Origin of the sequence: Salinisphaera sp. LB1, assembly GCF_003177035.1 — a bacterium.
Taxonomy (GTDB): Bacteria; Pseudomonadota; Gammaproteobacteria; order Nevskiales; family Salinisphaeraceae; genus Salinisphaera.
In genome coordinates, this window is record NZ_CP029488.1 from 1,728,516 (window position 1) to 1,746,444 (window position 17,929).

Genomic DNA, 17,929 nt, shown 5'->3' on the forward strand with positions numbered 1-17,929 from the left:
TTTTATGCATCACACATTTCGAGCTTTTCTGCGCCAGGGGCGCGAGCAAACGCAGAACCCCCAGGGGCAAACCACGGTTAAGTGTAATTGGCTTTTCGGAGGAGCTGCCGCTCCGCCACCAAACCGCACTCCCTCGTCGCCGCTCATCCCCTCAGAACAAGCGACATCTGCGGGTATTGCTCGCTGATGAATTCGACAAACGCGCGCACCTTGGGTGCAGGCAGTCGTCGCGATGTGTGTAATACCCAGAGCGCGGCTTCTGCGCCGCTGACCGTGCCCCACTGCACCAGCTCGCCACTGCTCAGCTGGCTCCAGGCGATTGACTGAGGGATGAGCGCAGCACCGGTACCGGCGACGGCTGCGTCGCGGATCATCAGGAACGAGGACAGCTTCAGCCGCGGCACCGGTTCCAGCACCAGGCGCCCGTCATCGAGGTTCCAGCGGGTTGGCTGGAAGGTGGAATACACGATGGCAGGCACCTCGCGGACGTCGCCTGGCGCCGGCATGGGCACCGAGGGTGCCGCGACGACCACCTGCCGATCTTTCGCGAAGCAGCGACCGACCAGGCTGCTGTCCGGGCGCGGGTTGATGCGGATGGCGACGTCGAATCGCTCTTCGACCAGATCGACCATGCGGTCTTCGGCAATCACCTCGACCGTGACGTCGGGATAGCGGGCGCAGAAGTCGGCGCAGAGCCGTCCCATCGCCAGTTGGGCGAACAAGATCGGGGACGCGATGCGCAGGCGCCCGCGAGGCGTCGATAGCCCCTCGCGCGTCGATGTCATGGCCTCTGCAACCTCATGCATCGGGCCGTCGATTCGTTCCATCAGCATTTCGCCGGCTTCGGTGAGCTTCAGGCCGCGGGCGCTGCGCTCGATGAGGCGCACGCCAAGTTCCTCCTCCAGCCCGGCAATGCGCCGGGACAAGGTGGCCTTCGACTTGCCGCTGGCCCGGCTCGCCTTCCCCAACCCACCGTGCCCCGCCACCAGCGCGAAGTCGGTCAATGCGTTCAGATCCATGTGTTTCACATTTGAGACGAGATGTCTTGAGTTTCGAGTCTTAGTTTTGTTCGTGCAACAGCCTATTGTTCTCGTCACCCCAACTTGCAACGAGGACAAGGCAATGAACAAGACGCAACACGCTGTACTGATCCGCGCCTACGGCGGCGCCGACGCCGCCGAGGTGGCGAAGATCGCCAAACCCGAGGCCGGGCCGGGCCAGGTGCGGGTCCAGGTCCGGGCCGCCGGCATCAACGGCATTGACTGGAAGGTTCGCGAGGGCTATGTGCGGGATGCGTTTCCGCTGCAACTGCCGGCCGTGCTGGGCATCGAGCTGGCGGGCGTGGTGGTGGGCGTGGGCCCAGGTGCCTCGCGGTTCCGCGTCGGCGACCGCGTCATGGGACCTTCGGGCGGTCTTGGCGCCTATGCCGAGTTCGTGGCGGTCGACGAAGCGAACCTGGCCCCTATTCCAGACGCGCTGGACGATGTCAGTGCGGCCGGCATCCCGGTGGCCGCCGTCGCTGCCTGGCAAAGCCTCCATCACGCCGGGCCGATCCGGCCGGGGCAGCGGATCCTGATCCATGGGGCCGCTGGCGGGTTGGGCGGTTATGCCGTGCAGTACGCGAAAGCGGCCGGTGCCGAGGTGTTCGCGACGGCGGCGACAGCGCATGTCGACTACGTCCGCTCGCTCGGTGCCGACCATGTCATCGACTATCAGGTCCAGCGGTTCGAAGACGTCGCGAACGACATCGACCTGGTGCTCGACTATGTCGGCGGCGAGGTGCTCGACCGCTCGTGGCAGGTGCTGAAAAGCACGGGCGCCATCGTCGGCACTTCCTCGCCGGACATTCTGGTCCGCACGCCCGCCGGGCGTCGTGGCCTGTGGTTCATCAATCAGCCGGATGCCGGGCTGCTGCAGAAGCTGGCAATGGACATCGCCACCGGCGCCCTGGAGTCCAAGATCAGCGAGGTGGTCGGTTTCGCGGAGATTCCTGCGGCCATCGAGCGCAATCGGACCGACTCGCACGCCGGCAAGGTCGTGGCGAACTTTTCCCTCTGATCTTTCTATTCCTTCTATCCAGGAGATTCACATGAGCATTTTGGTTACCGGCGCCACGGGCACCGTGGGTTCTCTCGTGGTCGAGCGCCTCGCTGCTGCGGGTGCAGACGTCAAGGCACTCGTGCGTCAATCGGGCAAACGGAGCTTTCCCGACGGCGTTACCGAAGTAGTGGGCGACTTTTCGGACGTCCCTTCGTTGCGAGCAGCCTTCTCATCCGTACGCACGCTGTTTCTGCTCAACCCTGTTGCTGCCGACGAGCTGACACAGGCGCTCGTCGCGCTCAACCTCGCTCGCGAGGCAGGCGTTGAGCGCATCGTCTACCTGTCGGTGATCCATGCGGACAGGTTCACCAATGTGCCGCATTTCACCAGCAAGCACACAGTGGAACGCATGGTCGAGAGCCTGGACATTCCAGCCTCCATCCTGCGTCCGGCCTACTTCATGCAGAACGAGCACATGGTCCAGCAGGTTATTCAGGACTACGGTATCTACCCGATGCCAATCGGTACGGCCGGCGTCGAAATGATCGACGTGCGCGACATCGCCGACGTCGCGGCGGCCGAGCTGCTCCGTCGCGACCGGGCTCCTGCTGCACTGCCGCGGCTAACGCTGGACCTGATAGGCCCCGAGGCACTCACCGGAGTGTCGGCAGCGGAAGCTTGGAGTAAGGCACTCGGTCGTGAGGTGGCCTACGGTGGCAACGACGTCGCTGCCTTCGAACAGCAGATGGCCTCATTCGGACCCACCTGGCTGGCCTACGACATGCGGCTGATGATGGAAGGCATCCAGCAGCACGGCATGCACGGGGCGAAGGGGGCGGCGGAACAGCTTCAGGGCATTCTGGGACGTCCGCTGCGCAGCTACGCCGAGTTCGTCCTGGAAGTGGCCGGCGCGGATTGAGTGCACCTGGAGGAAGCGGCGCTCCAGCAATAGCGCGGCTCCGATTTCAAAAGAGAAGGCCGTATGACAGGTGGCAACCGTCCAATACACAGGGCGGTCGCCATCGCTCTTTTTTTACGGAGCACAGTCGAAAGCCGTTTCCCCCTAGCCCAGAGGTCATCCATCAAGGCTGGCGCAAGTTCGCCACTGTGGCCCAACCCTCAGGGGCGCAGCCCCCGGTTTTGATATCGAAGGAGCCCCGGGTCGGATCTTGTTGTGAATACCGCGATTGCTTGGAGTAAGGCCTTCGGCCGGCGCCCGTGAGGCGGATGCCGACTGGTGCGGGCAAGTCGCCCGCACAGCGCCGAAAACAAGGCTCGACGCAGTGACCTGCGCCCGGCCTATTTCATCGTTTTGGGTGTCAACTGTCGCCGGCCGATACCGGGCCGTGGATGGTCTGTGTGGTCAGGTTCGGATCGGCCATGATGTCGCTGTCGGAATCGTCGCCTGCGGGTTTTCATCGAGCGGTCAGTGTGAACGCCACAAACGTTAGCGCAGGCTATCGAGCGGGCCGATGCAAGCCCCAATCCCGAATGCTCTCTTTTTTTATCCAAGAATCGGGCGTGAAAATGATGGGGGCAAAATATCGCGCAAATAGATAAGGCGTTAGGTGCGCAAGGGGCCGTTTTTGGCTTTACAGTTTTATTTCCATTGAGTCATCAATGGCATTGCGCCGGTTCGGCGGTTGCGACCGCACTAGGCATTGTCACGCCCGAATTGGCATGATTTAAGAGCCGAGTGATTGCTTTACGAGTTTCGGGGATCGAAGCCGTAGATAAAGCAGTCGCTTTTTGTTGCGTCATTGAAAACACGATCATGCAAAGATCAGCGAATTTATACAAAAGTCGAATAATTGACGGAGAATGTGCGCCTATCGAGCGGCCGAGTAATACATAGGTATGAAATGTCGGACTTTTGATGTACATGGCGATGGCGCGGCGGTAGGGTCGATCATATAAAGACAACTGTCGCCCGGGCTGGCCGATTTGCGTTTGGGCAGGGCGATCTGCATCGCGAACGCTCACCGTCGTTTTCCGGCGGTAGCGGAGGAGAGTCGATGATGAAATATGCCGTTGCTGCCATCGTGCTACTGATTTGCTCGCCCTGTGTTTTCGCGGCATCGGTGACCATTAGCTATTGGAATTTCTTCACCGGCGGCGACGGCATTCGCATGAAGCAGCTGGTTCAGGATTTCAATAAAAGCCACAACGGCATTCAGGTTGACTCGGCCACGCTCAAGTGGGGTACGCCGTTCTACACCAAGCTGCACAGCGCCGTCGCATCGGGCAACGCGCCGGATGTCGTCAGTTATCACCTGTCGCATTTTCCGATCGGGATCAAACAGGGCGATCTACGCCCGAACACCACCGCAGAACTGAACAAGGTCGGCCTGCACAAGGATCAGTTTCTGAAAACCCTGATCGATAAGTCGCTGGCCGATAGCAAGGCATATGGCCAACCCGGTCGGCTCTACGGGGTGCCGCTGGATACGCACACGCTGGTGCTCTACTACAACAAAGACGTGCTGCGCAAGGCCGGCGTGCTCGGTCAGTCGGGGCAGCTCAAGATCCAGGGCATCAAGCAGTTCGACAAGATGCTCAAGAAGATCAAGACCCAGACCAACGCGTTGCCGATCGCTTTCGCGTCGAATGATGCGCCCACCGTATGGCGCACCTGGTACACGCTGTTCAAGCAGCAGCACGGCACGCTCGAAAAGAACAACAAGCTCTATCTGAAGGATCTTGATTCGACTGGCCTGAAGAGCCTGCGCGTTATCGCTAACTGGTCGAAGCGGGGCTACACCAGTCATCACACCTCGTATCCGGCCATGGTGGCTTTATTCAGCAGCGGCCGGGCGGCGTTCATGATCAACGGCGACTGGGAGGTGCCCACGCTGGTCGACGGCAAGAAGAAGGGCACCCTTGGATTTGATTACGGCATCATGGCGTTCCCGAAAATGTATGCCAATCGAGACACTTGGGCGGACTCGCACAACCTCGCCATTCCGGCGCATAAAGGCCAGCCGATGTCGCCGGCCAAGCGCAAGGCGGTATACACGTTTATCGACTACGTTGAAAAACACGCGACGATCTGGGCCGCGGGCGGGCATATTCCCGCCTATAAGCCGGTGCTCGACAGCGCCCAGTTCAAGCAGATGGTGCCGAACGACGAGTACACGCCACAGGCGGCCCAGGACGTCGTATTCGCGCCCAGCCTGCCGGTCTTCGGCGTCGCCAGCCCGGCTTACAACGCGGTAGACAACTTCTTCGTGCCGGCGATGGCCGGACAGATGACGCCCAAGGCCGCCATGGCGCACTTCCGCAAGAGTCTTGTGAGCGCCAGCCAGCACTAGCTGGACGCAACCGCAGACCCGGGACAAGGCGCGGAGTCGGGAATCATGGCCGAGAAATCGTCGAGCACGAAACGAGCCGAATCGGCGGGGGTGAGGGCCAAGGCGTGGTCGCGGCGTGCCATCCGTCGCAAAAACGCGCGGTCTGCGTTGCTGATGATCGCGCCGTTTCTGGTCGTTTACGGCGTATTCCTGATCTATCCCGCCATCCGCGTATTCTGGCTGACCTTCACGAGCGCCGATCTGACGGGCAACGGCGGCGCATTCGTCGGTCTGGATAATTACACCCGACTCATCTTCGATCCGCTGTTCTGGGCTTCCGTCTGGCACACCGTTTACTTTGTGCTGCTGACGGCCGCACCCAGCACTGCCGTGGGGTTGCTGCTCGCCATTCTCGTTCTGCGATGGAACCGATTGCGGCCGTTTTTTCTCGCCGCTTTTTTCCTGCCCTATATCCTGCCGGTGAGCGTGGTCACGATGATCTGGGCATGGATCCTCGACCCCAATTTCGGCGTGGCGAACTATCTTTTCGGCACCAATATTGCCTGGCTGGACAACGCCAGCTGGGCCATGCCGATGGTCGCTTTCGTCACGATCTGGTGGATGGTCGGCTTCAACACGGTGTTGTTCATTTCCGGACTACAGAACATTCCGAACGAGATCTATGAGGCGGCACGCCTGGACGGCTGTGGTCCCGTCCGGCTGTTCACGTCGATTACGTGGCCGATGCTGTACCCGGTGACGGTGCTGGTATTCACCTTGCAATTGATCTTGCAGTTCAAGATTTTCAATCAGGTCTATCTGCTGACCCACGGCGGGCCGTACAACTCCACCATCGTGCTCTTGCAGTATATGTACCGCCAGGCGTTCAACCAGCACAACGGCGGTTATGCCGCCACGATTTCGGTGAGCGTGTTTGTCCTCATCCTGGTCACTTCCTTCATTCAATATCGGTTGTTGAGCAGCCGCAAGGGGAGTGACGCATGACGATACGCCGCCATCTGGCGACCGCCGCCCTGTTCATGGTCACGAGTGTGCTGGCTCTGTTCTGGCTGTTTCCGTTGTACTGGGCGGTCAAGACGTCGCTGATCAGCGAATCCCAGACCATTGCCCGCCCGCCGACCTGGTTCCCGACGCATATCACCTTCGCTGCGTTTCGCAACGTGCTGGAAAACAGCCCGATCGTGGTCTGGTACATCAACAGCGTCATTACTGGCGTGATCATTACCGTGGCGACCCTGCTGCTGTCAGCGATGTGTGCCTATGCGCTATCGCAGCTCCGCTTCAAGGGACGGACGATGCTGTTCTGGCTGGTCCTGGCGGGCTTCATGATCCCGCTCGAGGCCAACGCCATTCCACTTTACATGCTGCTCAACCGGTTCGGCCTGGTAAACAGCTACGCCGGCATCATTCTGCCGCAGCTCGCCTTTCCGGCTGCGGTGATCATCTACAAGCGTTTTTTCGACGATGTGCCCCAGGATTTTCGCGACGCGGCCCGTCTGGACGGCGCCGGTGAGTTTCGCATCCTGTTCAGTATCTACCTGCCCATCAACTGGGGTATCACCTGGGCCATCGCGATCATCGTGTTCATCGTGGCCTGGAACAATTTCTTCTGGCCATTCGTGATCATCACGTCGACCGACAAGATGACGATCCCGGTAGGCATCACCCAGGTGCAGTCGGCCTATGGCGTGACCTACGCCAACCAGATGGCCACGGCCGTATTGGCCGCAGTGCCCGTGGTGATCGCCTATCTATTCTTCCAGAAGCGGATCACCGAGGGCGTGATGTCGACCACCACGCTCAAGTGAGACCGTTCCACGACGCACGACGCGACTGATGCAACTGACGACACGGGTTTCACATGCCGAACGCGCAACTGATTGCTGACCGGGACTTCGTCGTTTCCGAACTGGATCGAATGCTTTTCGGTTCCTTCGTCGAACACATGGGGCGCAGCGTGTACTCCGGCATCTACGAGCCGGATCATCCCACCGCTGATGCCCACGGCTTCCGCGGCGATGTGCTCGCGCTGGTAGCAGAGCTGGGTGTGACGCTGGTGCGCTATCCCGGCGGCAATTTCCTGTCCGGCTACAACTGGGAGGACGGCGTCGGCCCGCAGGCCGAACGCCCGAAACGTCGCGATCTGGCTTGGTTTTCCACGGAAAGCAATCAATTCGGCACCAACGAGTTCATCGACTGGTGCCGCGTTACCGGCATCGAGCCGATGTTCGGGGTCAACCTGGGCACGCGCGGCATCGATGAGGCACGGCGCTTCATCGAATACTGCAACGGCGCGCCCGGTTCCGCGCTGGCGGATTGGCGCGTTGAGCACGGCTACCGCCAGCCGCACGGCATCAAATACTGGTGTCTCGGCAACGAGATGGACGGGCCCTGGCAGATTGGCAGTCTGACCGCCGCCGAGTATGGCCGCCGGGCCCAGGAAAGCGCCAAGGTCATGCGCTGGGTGGACCCGGATGTACAGCTTGCGGCCTGTGGCTCGTCAAACCGCGGCATGCAGACCTTCGGTCACTGGGAGCAGGAAGTGCTCGATCACTGCTTCGATCAGGTCGACCTTATTTCCCTGCATACCTACTTTCGCAACGACCACGACGATCTCGGCGAATATTTCGCCGAGATCGAACTGATGGATATGTTCATCCGCGAGGTGGTATCGATCTGCGACGCCGTGGCCGCCAAGCGGCGCTCGCCCAAACGCGTGATGTTGTCGTTCGACGAATGGAACGTGTGGTACCGCACCCACAGCGAACCGTACATGCACAAGCCGGGCTGGCCGACCGCGCCGCGCCTGATCGAGGAAGTCTACGATTTCGAGGACGCGCTGATTGTCGGTGGTGCCCTGATCACACTCATCAACAATGCCGATCGCGTGAAAATTGCCTGCCTGGCGCAACTCGTCAACGTCATTGCGCCGATCATGACCGAACCCGGCGGGCCCGCCTGGCGCCAGACCATCTTCTGGCCATTCGCACTCGCCGCCCGCCACGGCCATGGCCGCGTCTTGCAGTTGCATACCGCCAGCCCGGGCTACACGACACAGGCGGGCATCGAGGTGCCTTATCTTTACGCCACCGCCATCGACAACCGCGCGGATGGCACGGTGACGCTGATGGCCATGAATCGACACCAGAGCGAGCCGCTGGAATTGAATGCCGAGCTACGCGGCTATGGTCTTGAAGAGCTGGTGAGCGCCACGGAACTCCACGAACAGGACACCAAGGCCACCAACACGGCCGACGAGCCCGATCGCGTCGTGCCCCGTCGACTCGCGAGCGCACGTTTGAGCGGGGCGATCGTACAGGCCACATTGCAGCCCGCGTCGTGGAATATCATCGTCTTGCGCACACGGGACGTATCGCACACTGAAGCCTAGCCGCCCATTCGTCGTCCGATTTCGGCGCTTTTTCGCGCCGTGCGCGTAGCGCGCTGCGTTGGCGCGCCGTCGATCCGGTGGGGCTTGAGCTGGCGCCCTCGTCGCAGGCACGGTTTTGACGATTGTCCCTGGAATGCCCGGGCAGAGCCCCTTGCAGGCGGCGTTGCGTTGAAAAGCGGTAACCGCGATACCGCGTGATACGATCGCTAAGTAGGCATCGGCCGTGGTGTGGGAGCATCTGCGGCGGCGTGTGATCGAGTAGCCGGATGCGGCGCAGCGCCGGGCTGGCACGCGTACGCTAACGAGGCAAGGCGTCGACCCGACGCGCAGCGGGGGTAGCAGTGGTGACCAACAATCCGGGGCTGTGGACAGCGGCGGTGGCCGTCAAAGACTGGCCGGCCTGTGCTGCAACGGTCGATGCGGTCGTGCGCAAGACGGTACCCCGTTCGGCGATCGAAAGCATCGCAGCGGATCTGAACCTTCGCCCGGCCGGTATTGCGAGCCGCGAGGCTGGTGGCCGGCAACGTCGGCCTATAGGCGATATCACCGAGCAGCCGCCGACACGCGCCGTGACAGGACACAGGTGTCCTGTCACGGGTATTTTGCCGTATTCAGAACGCCTGTGTGCGCGCAGCACAAGGCGCGCGACTGCGCCCTAGATGCGTCGCGCGCCGCTGGTCACGGGCCTGCTTCTGATTCTGACCGTCGCGGCCGCGGCGGCCTCGCTGTTGCAGTATTTCCGGCCGGGCTCGCTGGCGCATCTGCCCATCGTGCCGGTGGCTGCCAGCCTTGCAGCCGTGTTCGTGGCCTGGCTGGCCAGCCGCGGCATCGAACGATTGGCCACCGGCCTGAACATCGGTCGCCATGCCTGGCAGCGGCGTATCCGCCACGCGCTCCGCGTCGAGCCAGACCAGCGTTTTCGTGAAGCCGACCTGCTGGCGGCGCTGCTGCATCTGGCGGTATGGCTGCCGCTGCCCCTGGTTGTGCTGCACTTCTGGGGATTGTCGCGCGCCAGCCTGGACCTGCTGCGCCATATGGCCTGGACAGGCTTTCCCATCGGCAAGATGCAGCTCGTACCGGCGCAGCTGCTCATGGGGGCGATCCTGCTGGTGATGCTGGCCACGCTGATCCGCTGGCTGACCGGCGTGATGGAAAACCGCTGGCTGGCGCGCACGCCGATGGAGATACACACCCGTGAGTCGGTGGCCACCCTCACGGGCTACGCGTTGTTCGTGGTCGCTGCGCTCCTGGTGCTCAGCTATATCGGGCTCGATCTCACCAAGCTGGCTTTCATCGCCGGTGCGTTATCGGTCGGTATCGGCTTCGGGTTGCAGACGATCGTCAACAACTTCGTCTCCGGCCTGATCCTGTTGTTCGAACAACCGGTACGCAGCGGCAACTACATCACCGTAGGCGAAACCGAGGGCTTCGTGCGGCGCATCCGCATCCGCGCCACCGAGATCGAGACGCTGGACCGGATTACAGTGGTCGTGCCGAATTCCGAATTGCTAACGCAGCACGTGAAGAACTGGAATCTGCGTGACCGTTATGGCCGCCTTCGCTGCCCGGTCGGCGTGGCGTACGGCAGCGACGTGCAGTTGGTGCAGCGCCTGCTGCTGGAGGTCGCCCACGCCCATCGCGAAGTGTTCAGCGAAGGGCTGAAGAGCATGCCCGAGCCGCAGGCGCTGTTCCTGGCTTTCGGCGACTCGGCCCTGAACTTCGAATTGCGCTGCTTCATCCGCGACATCACGCGACGCTTCATCGTGATTTCGGAGATCAACTGCGCGATCGATGCCGCCTTCCGTGCCCACAATGTCACCGTCGCTTTCCCGCAGCTGGATGTCTGGCATCGTAACCTGCCCCCGTCTGCCGGCCTGGCGAGTGACGATGCGACAGGGCACTAAATATCGCAACATGCGGTTTTGCATTCGCTCGGACCACAGGAAGCAACCCGATGTGCTGGCGTCGGTATCTCGGAGAAAGGGACAGGCTTTGACCTGCGCGCATGGACAAAGTCTGCCGCTATCGCATGCGTCTTGCGAGCATTTGACGCAGGCGTAAAAGCGAACGGTCTAGGCCGCTCGTATGGCGCCGCGTATGGAATCGGTGGTCTGATTGATCGAAGCGGAGCCTGTTCCAGGCGCATGATGCAGGCTGATCGAAAATCGCGGTAACGCCGGCAATTCCGAGTCAGGCGGGAGCGTCTGCAAATGGGATGGCACGGCCGACTCAAGGCACGCGGTGATCGCCAAGTCGCCCGCTACGGCGGCCATGGCCGCATCGAGATTGCCATCCTCGAACCGGTGCACCCACGAGATATTGTGTTCCCGCAATACGCCGAAGACCGAGTCACGAAACACGCATCGTTCGCTGACCAGCGAAAGCGGGAGCGGCCGCCTTGCATGGGCCTGGCCCGCGGGGCTGCCGACCCAGACCAGCTGCTCGGAGACCAGTTGAGTCGCCCCAGCGTGATCCCCAGGCGCTTCCAGCACCGACAAATCAATTTTGCCGGAAAGCAACAGGGCCTCAAGCTCGGCCGATGTGCCGCTATGCACTGATAGCTCGATGTCCGGATCTGCTGTCGATAGGGATTTAAGAATCGCCGGCATGTAGCGACCGACAAGATCGCAAGGCATGCCCAGTCTTACGCGTTCGATTTTCTGGCGGCTCGTCGTCTCGACTAGAAAACGATCATTGAGTTCGACCATCGCCTCCGCATGACGCAGCAATCGGGCGCCATCGGCCGTGAGTTTTAAACCGTCGTTATCACGCTGCAGCAAACGGTGCCCCAGGAACGTCTCGAGGCGTTTGAGCTGCTGGCTGACGGCACTCTGCGTCAGATACAGCGCGTGGGCTGCCCTGACCATGCTGCCGTAGCGCACGACCGCGGCATAGGTGCGTAGAAGGCGAATCTCGAGATTTTGAGGCATCGGTCTATCGTCCAGGCTTAAGCAAGCCTAATGGCGCCCATTATAAACATTCGTTTTTCGCGTGCTTCCGGGTCTTACAGAATCCACCTGATTCATGGGCTCACTCAAGGACGCAGGATGTGGCCGTCGTTATTGGTCTTTGTCTTTGTGGCGACCATTACCCCGGGTGGGGCCACGACATTGGCTACGGCATCCGGTACCCAGCACGGCCTGCGACGCAGCCTGCCGCTGATTGCCGGTATCGCGACCGGCCTGGCTAGCCTGGCTGCGGCCAGTTCGCTGGGACTTGGCCGTCTCTTACACGCCTTTCCGGCACTCGCTCTCGTGTTGCGAATCGCCGGATCCGGCTATCTCCTGTATCTCGCTTGGCAAGTCGCCTCGCCTGGCCGGCCCGATCCGGACTCGAAGAATATGCGCCGGCCCATTTCGTTTGCGGGCGGGGCGGTGCTGCTCTGGATGAATCCCAAGGGCTGGGCCATGACACTGAGCGCCGCCGTTACATTCAGTGCGCTCGCGGACACCCCCGTGGGGCTCGCCGTGAAGCTTGGCGCCGCGTTCGGCATAGCCGCCGTCATATCGCTCACGTCATGGTGCGTGATCGGTAAGGCGCTCGGCCAGTTGCTGCACAGCGACCGACAATGGCAAACAGTCAATAGGGCGCTTGGCGTTCTGCTGGCCGCGTCCGTCGTCGGGTTGTGGCTCGAGTAGCTCGTTCGAATACTTTCGCCGCCGCACGGTGCTGATGTCTCAACGAATGGCAATCAATCGAGGATATCCCATGGTGACCTGCTATCTACGTTATGTGATCGACCCGCTGAAGCTGGACGATTTCGAACATTACGCCCGGCTCTGGATCCCGCTGGTCGAACGCTTTGGCGGCGCGCATCACGGCTACTTCCTGCCTCACGAAGGCCCGAACAATATAGCGGTCGCACTTTTTTCCTTTCCGACGCTGGCGGCTTACGAAGCCTATCGAGAGAAAGCCGCGGATGACCCGGACTGCCAGGACGCCATGCGCCATTACGAAAAAACACAGTGCTATTTGAGTTATGAGCGATCATTCATGCGCCCGGTGTTACAGGCATATGGGTGAGCATTTGAGGTCAGGTTTGGCGATGTGCAAGCCCCTCGCCCACCGGGGTGGATAACCTGGAACGGCAGCGCGATACGAAATGCCGCCCGGTCGGCAACGGCTCGATCTGCTTGCCCTTCGCGTATCCTCTCTTCGTATCCGCCCGTTTTCGTAAACGCGAGCGACGCGATGCGCACCGATAGCCGTTTGTCCCGAATGCTGCACGTTCTTCTGCATATGGCGCGTGCGACCGAGCCGATGACGTCGGTGCAGATCGGCGCCATGCTGGGCACGAACGCGGTCGTGGTGCGGCGTACGATGGCCGGTCTGCGCAAGGCCGGCTATGTTGATGCCGAAAAGGGGCGCCACGGCGGTTGGCGTAACGCCTGAGACCAGACGCGCTAGAAAGCGGCGGTTAACTTGGCTCGATTCACCGTATAAATACGGTGTTGGTCTCTCGGGCAATGTGACCGATTATCGAATGTTTAAATCGCCTTGTGTCGCTGTGGCGGCAATATCCGTGATTCAGGTGGATTGCGGATGCCGCGTCTCGAACTTGTTTCGGGGTCATTCTTTTCCACGGTCGTACTTTCCCGGGAGCATTTTTCGCACTGACGTTCAGTTTATTGGAATCATACTTAACGTTATGAATTCGAAGCGTTTTAATTGCCGGAGCACCTTGGATGAAACTAGAACTTGTATTGTTATCCCACCATAGGGTGTGCACGAGGCGGAACGGCTTGGTATTACAAAGAGATGGCAGACAAACGCGCACACAATGGACTACGCCGACGTGCCGCGCGTAGTCGAGAGGAACTGATCGAGGCGTTCGATTCGCTTTCACCCCGCGAGCAGCAGGTTCTGGACCTGCTTCTCCGTGGTTTCCTGAACAAGGAAATCGCCCATCATCTGGAGCTAAGTCCGCGCACGATCGAGGATTACCGGGCTTCCCTCAAACGCAAGATGGGCGCCAGAACCTCGGCCGAGTTGGTCACACTGGTGACCGCGGTTCGGCACCATAAATCCGGCAATTAGCCGACAACGAAGCGGCCGTTTGCCGTGTAAATACGGTATTGATGGCCCGATACCCCGTGCGAGCATACGCACTCATACGCACACGGCAGGCGCGTATACAGAAGTCTGTGGCCGTTTCACATGAGTCCGCAACAACGGTCCACGAGCCGCAAAAAGAAGCGTAGCGAGCGCACAGCCTTTGCGCTACACAAGCCACTGCCGGCGGCTGGCTTCTTGTCGGGTCGAGTTCGGACCACCCCTCGCCGCGTATGAGACGGCGACAGCGCCTGCCACAGCCTGTCCTGCTTTTTGGAATGCCGCGACGGCATCCGTCAAGCGCAATCCATCCCATCAGCCAAGCGGATCGAAACCAGATGCAGACGCGCGATGCTTAACCCAGGACGCATGACAACCGGAGTGCCCGGACTCGACGAGATCCTGCACGGCGGTTTATTGGAAACCTATTCCTGCCTGGTACGCGGCGGCCCGGGGACCGGCAAGACGACCCTCGGGATGCATTTTCTGACCGCCGGCCGGGGCGGGGACGGGGTGCTCGTATCGCTCGGCGAGACCGAGGGGCAACTGCGTCGCAATGCACAGCTCAGGGGGCTGGCGCTGGACGGCGTACCGGTACTGGATGTGTCGCCGTCGATCAACCTGTCCGGTGCCGACGAAACCTTCAATCTCCTGGAAACCTGGGAAGTCGAGGCGGGCTCGATCCACGACTCGATTCTCGAATATGTGCGCAAGCACCGCCCCCAACGCGTGTTCATCGATGCGCTCAGTGAATTGCGTCACATGTCGCCCGACGCCTTTCAGTTCCGCAAGCAGGTGCTTTCGCTGTTGCGTCAGCTGACAGCTCTGGGCGCGACCGTGGTCTGCACCGCGGAAGCGGGCAGCGCCTCGGACGATGACCTGCAGTTCCTCAGTGATGGCGTGGTCGAGCTTGCGCAGGTGCCCAGCGGCCGCATGTGCGCGGTGAGCAAACTCAGGGGCTCGGACTTCGCTGGCGGCTGGCATTACTACGACCTCGGCGCCAACGGTATGGCGGTTTATCCACGCCTGCTGCCAGGCCATCACCAGCGCTCGTTCGAACCGGAGTCGCTCGGCAGTGGCGTGCCTGAGCTGGATGCACTCACTGGCGGCGGCATCGAGCGGGGGACCGTCACTTTGCTGTCCGGGCCCACCGGCGTCGGCAAGACCACGCTGGGCGCGCATTACATGAAAGAGGCCGCAGGGCGCGGCGAGCGCTCGGTGATTTATAGCTTCGACGAGCATCGACACACATTTGTCCGCCGCAGCACCCAGGTCGGCCTGCCGATTCGGGAGATGCTTGAGAGTGGTCATTTGATGTTCGAGGCCGTCGAGCCTCTGGCCTATGACCCGGATCGGTTCGCGCTCAAGGTGCGCCATGAGGTCGAGACGCTGGGCACCCGCGTCGTGATGCTCGACAGCCTGTCGGGTTACCAGCAGTCGATGCGCGGGGAGGACCTGCAAGAGCGGGTACACGCCCTGTGTCGTTATCTGGTCAACATGGGCGTGACCGTGCTGCTGATCAACGAGGTGAATACGATCGCCAGCCCGGAATTGCAGGTGTCCCAACACGGCATCAGCTATCTTGCCGACGCCATCGTGCTCCTGCGTTATATGGAGTTGGCCGGCGAACTGCGCAAGACGGTGGGCATGCTCAAGAAACGCACCGGCGATTTCGAGAAAACCCTGCGCGAGCTGGCCATTACCGACCACGGTGTACAGGTCGGGCGGCCGCTATCGGGATTGCGCGGGATCTTGAGTGGCATCCCCGAGATTCTGGAGGAAAAACGTGCGCACGATGTGGCTCGATCACGTTGAATCCTCGGACGCGCCGCAGGCGCGCATCGCCTGTGCGCTGTCCAGTCCGGGCAACGCCAAGTTGCTACGCCGGTTGCTGACGGGGCGATATCAGCTCACTGAGGCGTTCGATGAACGCCTGCAGGATGATGACCACAGCCGCTTCGATATCGTACTTGTCGACCCCCTCTCTCTGGAGTATCTGCGCGATCGATTGCGTCGATACCGGGAGCGCTGCTCGCCTGTGGTGTTGCCGGTGCTGCTGCTGGTCACCGGCAGCCAGACGCCCGCATCCTGGATACGGCAGGAACTCGGGCATACGGTCGATGATGTGCTGCGCATCCCGGCGACCGAAATCGAGTTGACCGCCCGGGTTGAGAACATGCTGCGTCTGCGCTCGCTATCGCTTTTGCAGTCGGCGACCGGACGCGAGCGCGATAACGTCGTGCGGGCATTGCGCACTCTCAACACCTGCGACGAGATCCTGGTACGCGCCCGCGAAGAAGAGGGCCTGCTCGCCCGGATCTGCCAGGCCATCGTGGCGACCGAGGGTTACCGTCTGGCCTGGATCGGTTTCGCGTTGGATGGCCCGGATCGACAACTCGCGATCCAGGCCAGTGCGGGGCCGGCCCGCGGTTATCTCGACGGGGTACGGGTGCACTGGCGCAGCGGGGTTTTGGCCAGCGCGCTACAAAGCCGCCAGACACAAGTGGTTACTGATATTACTGAGGATCCGGAGCGGATGTTGTCGAGCGTTCGTGCCCGGGAATTCAATCTGCGGTCTGTGATCGTGCTGCCGCTGCCCCTGCACGGTGGCACGCTCGGCTGCCTGGTCATCTACTCGGAACACGTCGGCCACTTCGATCGCGAGCCACAGCAACTGCTGGAGCGACTGGCGCGCAATCTGTGTTTCGGTTTGCGCGCACTGCATGTCTATCAGGAGAGCAAGCGACAGGCCGCAGAAATTAGAACCCTCGCCTACGCCGACAGTCTGACCGAATTGCCCAATCGGCTGAGTTTCTTGAATCACCTGCGCGATCGGGTCACGCGGTGGCAGGAGGCCGGCATCGCGGGGGCGGTGCTTTTCATCGATCTGGACTCGTTCAAGGTGGTGAACGATGCCCTGGGCCACCAGGCCGGCGACCAGGTGCTGCGCTGGGTTGGCCAGCGTCTACGCCGATTGGTCCGCGGCAGCGATGTCGTGGCGCGCCACGGAGGCGACGAGTTCGTGGTGGCGTTATCGGATGTTTCGCGGGGGCGTGTACGCGAGTCGGATAGCGTGGCTACGAAGCAGGCGTTTCAGATCAAGGTTCAGCGCATTGCGGAGCGTATCCTTCAACATCTGCGTGAGCCGATCCGCCTGGGCGAACATGAGCATCGCCAGGGCGCCAGCATCGGTATCAGTCTGTTTCCGGACCATGGCGACGACGCGGACACGCTGCTGGAGCGCGCCGATACCGCTATGTACGAGGCCAAGAATGGAGCTTGCGGGCATATCTGCCAGTTCCACGGCGAAATTCTGGAGCGGCGCCAGCAGCGTCTCACGCTGGAAGGTCGGCTCTATCAGGCGATCAAGAGCGATCAGCTGACCCTGCACTATCAGCCGATTTTCCGCCTGGACACGCTTGAGATCACCGGTGTCGAGGCCCTGGTCCGTTGGCCGCAGCCGGACGGCAGTCTGCTGTCGCCGGCGGCGTTTCTGCCGCTGGCCGAGGAGACCGGCATGATCGTGCCGCTCGGCGAGTGGGTGGTGGCCACGGCGGCCCGCCAGTTGTGCGCGTGGCGGGCTGCGGGTCATTCGTTGCAGATGATGGTGAATCTGAGTGTGCGTCAATTGCATGCCGCCGGCGAGATCAGCGGCCTGGCCGATCTTGTGCGCCCGCATGTGGATCCGTCGGCAATCGAATTCGAGGTGACCGAGAGCGCGCTGATGCCGGATCCGTCGACCACCGAGGCCAATCTGGCCGCGTTGCACGCCTGGGGTTTTCGCTTCGCGATCGATGATTTCGGTACCGGCTATTCCTCGCTCAGTCGGATCAAGGATCTGCCGTTCCAAACGCTGAAGATTGACCGAAGCTTTGTTAGTGGCTCTGAGCATTCAGGCAAGGGCGAAGCGATAACCCGTAGCATCATCCAGCTGGCACGCAACCTCTCCCTACGCACGGTCGGCGAAGGTATCGAGACAGAGCAACAATGCCATTTCCTCAGGGAATGGGGCTGTGAATACGGCCAGGGGTATTGGTTCAGCCGACCGTTGCCGGCAGACGACATGGCCCGCTTGCTGGCAGCCAAGGTGGGCCGATCTGTTTAGTGCAGGATGCCTCTTTACACGCGTATGCCA

The 17,929-nt window shown here is 61.4% G+C and carries 15 protein-coding genes and 1 pseudogene; 13 read left to right on the forward strand and 3 right to left on the reverse strand.

Translation table 11 applies throughout. The features are described from left to right. Window positions 1-143: 143 nt before the first annotated feature. Window positions 144-1,019: a LysR family transcriptional regulator gene (locus tag SALB1_RS07805; protein WP_109993349.1), complete on the reverse strand. Its 876-nt coding sequence runs from the start codon at window positions 1,017-1,019 to the stop codon at window positions 144-146. 103 nt (window positions 1,020-1,122) lie between these two features. On the opposite strand from SALB1_RS07805, the gene SALB1_RS07810 reads away from it, so the two are divergent. Beyond that, window positions 1,123-2,058, forward strand: a complete 936-nt coding sequence (locus tag SALB1_RS07810) for an NADP-dependent oxidoreductase (RefSeq protein WP_109993350.1) — start codon at window positions 1,123-1,125, stop codon at window positions 2,056-2,058. Window positions 2,059-2,089: 31 nt separating this feature from the next. Beyond that, window positions 2,090-2,959: an SDR family oxidoreductase gene (locus tag SALB1_RS07815; RefSeq protein ID WP_109993351.1), complete on the forward strand. Its 870-nt coding sequence runs from the start codon at window positions 2,090-2,092 to the stop codon at window positions 2,957-2,959. A gap of 698 nt (window positions 2,960-3,657) precedes the next feature. Here the strand turns inward: SALB1_RS07815 and SALB1_RS18735 are convergent. Next, on the reverse strand, window positions 3,658-4,023 hold the full coding sequence (locus tag SALB1_RS18735; RefSeq protein WP_145961276.1) for a hypothetical protein: 366 nt from the start codon (window positions 4,021-4,023) through the stop codon (window positions 3,658-3,660). Window positions 4,024-4,058: 35 nt separating this feature from the next. Here SALB1_RS18735 and SALB1_RS07820 point away from each other — a divergent pair, with 35 nt between their 5' ends. The 5 genes from SALB1_RS07820 (at window position 4,059) to SALB1_RS07840 (ending at window position 10,646) form a co-directional block, all read left to right on the forward strand. Beyond that, complete coding sequence (locus SALB1_RS07820; RefSeq protein WP_158590674.1) at window positions 4,059-5,351, forward strand: extracellular solute-binding protein; 1,293 nt, start codon at window positions 4,059-4,061, stop codon at window positions 5,349-5,351. 153 nt (window positions 5,352-5,504) lie between these two features. After that, the gene (locus tag SALB1_RS07825; RefSeq protein ID WP_370453250.1) at window positions 5,505-6,335 is read left to right on the forward strand and encodes a carbohydrate ABC transporter permease; all 831 of its coding nucleotides are present in this window, start codon (window positions 5,505-5,507) and stop codon (window positions 6,333-6,335) included. Next, window positions 6,332-7,159, forward strand: a complete 828-nt coding sequence (locus SALB1_RS07830; RefSeq protein WP_109993354.1) for a carbohydrate ABC transporter permease — start codon at window positions 6,332-6,334, stop codon at window positions 7,157-7,159. Before SALB1_RS07825 ends, SALB1_RS07830 begins: the two co-directional genes overlap by 4 nt. A gap of 53 nt (window positions 7,160-7,212) precedes the next feature. Continuing rightward, window positions 7,213-8,742, forward strand: coding sequence for an alpha-N-arabinofuranosidase (locus SALB1_RS07835; RefSeq protein ID WP_109993355.1), 1,530 nt, complete (start codon window positions 7,213-7,215; stop codon window positions 8,740-8,742). Window positions 8,743-9,401: 659 nt separating this feature from the next. Next, entirely contained in the window at window positions 9,402-10,646 is a 1,245-nt protein-coding gene (locus SALB1_RS07840) for a mechanosensitive ion channel family protein (protein WP_109993356.1), read from the forward strand. A 168-nt stretch (window positions 10,647-10,814) separates the two neighbouring features. Here the strand turns inward: SALB1_RS07840 and SALB1_RS07845 are convergent, their stop codons facing one another. Further along, the gene (locus SALB1_RS07845; RefSeq protein ID WP_109993357.1) at window positions 10,815-11,672 is read right to left on the reverse strand and encodes a LysR family transcriptional regulator; all 858 of its coding nucleotides are present in this window, start codon (window positions 11,670-11,672) and stop codon (window positions 10,815-10,817) included. A 117-nt stretch (window positions 11,673-11,789) separates the two neighbouring features. Between SALB1_RS07845 and SALB1_RS07850 the strand changes: the two genes are divergently transcribed. The 6 genes and pseudogenes from SALB1_RS07850 to SALB1_RS07875 all read left to right on the forward strand — a co-directional run bounded on the left by SALB1_RS07850 (window position 11,790) and on the right by SALB1_RS07875 (window position 17,899). Next, window positions 11,790-12,380: a LysE family translocator gene (locus SALB1_RS07850; protein ID WP_109993358.1), complete on the forward strand. Its 591-nt coding sequence runs from the start codon at window positions 11,790-11,792 to the stop codon at window positions 12,378-12,380. A gap of 70 nt (window positions 12,381-12,450) precedes the next feature. Then, the gene (locus SALB1_RS07855) at window positions 12,451-12,765 is read left to right on the forward strand and encodes an NIPSNAP family protein (protein ID WP_109993359.1); all 315 of its coding nucleotides are present in this window, start codon (window positions 12,451-12,453) and stop codon (window positions 12,763-12,765) included. A 168-nt stretch (window positions 12,766-12,933) separates the two neighbouring features. Next, a pseudogene (locus tag SALB1_RS07860) lies at window positions 12,934-13,125 on the forward strand (Rrf2 family transcriptional regulator); the annotation flags it as partial. Window positions 13,126-13,500: 375 nt separating this feature from the next. After that, window positions 13,501-13,779 (forward strand): response regulator transcription factor, encoded by a 279-nt coding sequence (locus SALB1_RS07865; protein WP_109993360.1) that lies wholly within the window; start codon window positions 13,501-13,503, stop codon window positions 13,777-13,779. A gap of 384 nt (window positions 13,780-14,163) precedes the next feature. Further along, entirely contained in the window at window positions 14,164-15,609 is a 1,446-nt protein-coding gene (locus tag SALB1_RS07870; RefSeq protein ID WP_199678730.1) for an ATPase domain-containing protein, read from the forward strand. Further along, complete coding sequence (locus tag SALB1_RS07875) at window positions 15,590-17,899, forward strand: bifunctional diguanylate cyclase/phosphodiesterase (protein WP_109993362.1); 2,310 nt, start codon at window positions 15,590-15,592, stop codon at window positions 17,897-17,899. Before SALB1_RS07870 ends, SALB1_RS07875 begins: the two co-directional genes overlap by 20 nt. Window positions 17,900-17,929: the final 30 nt, after the last annotated feature.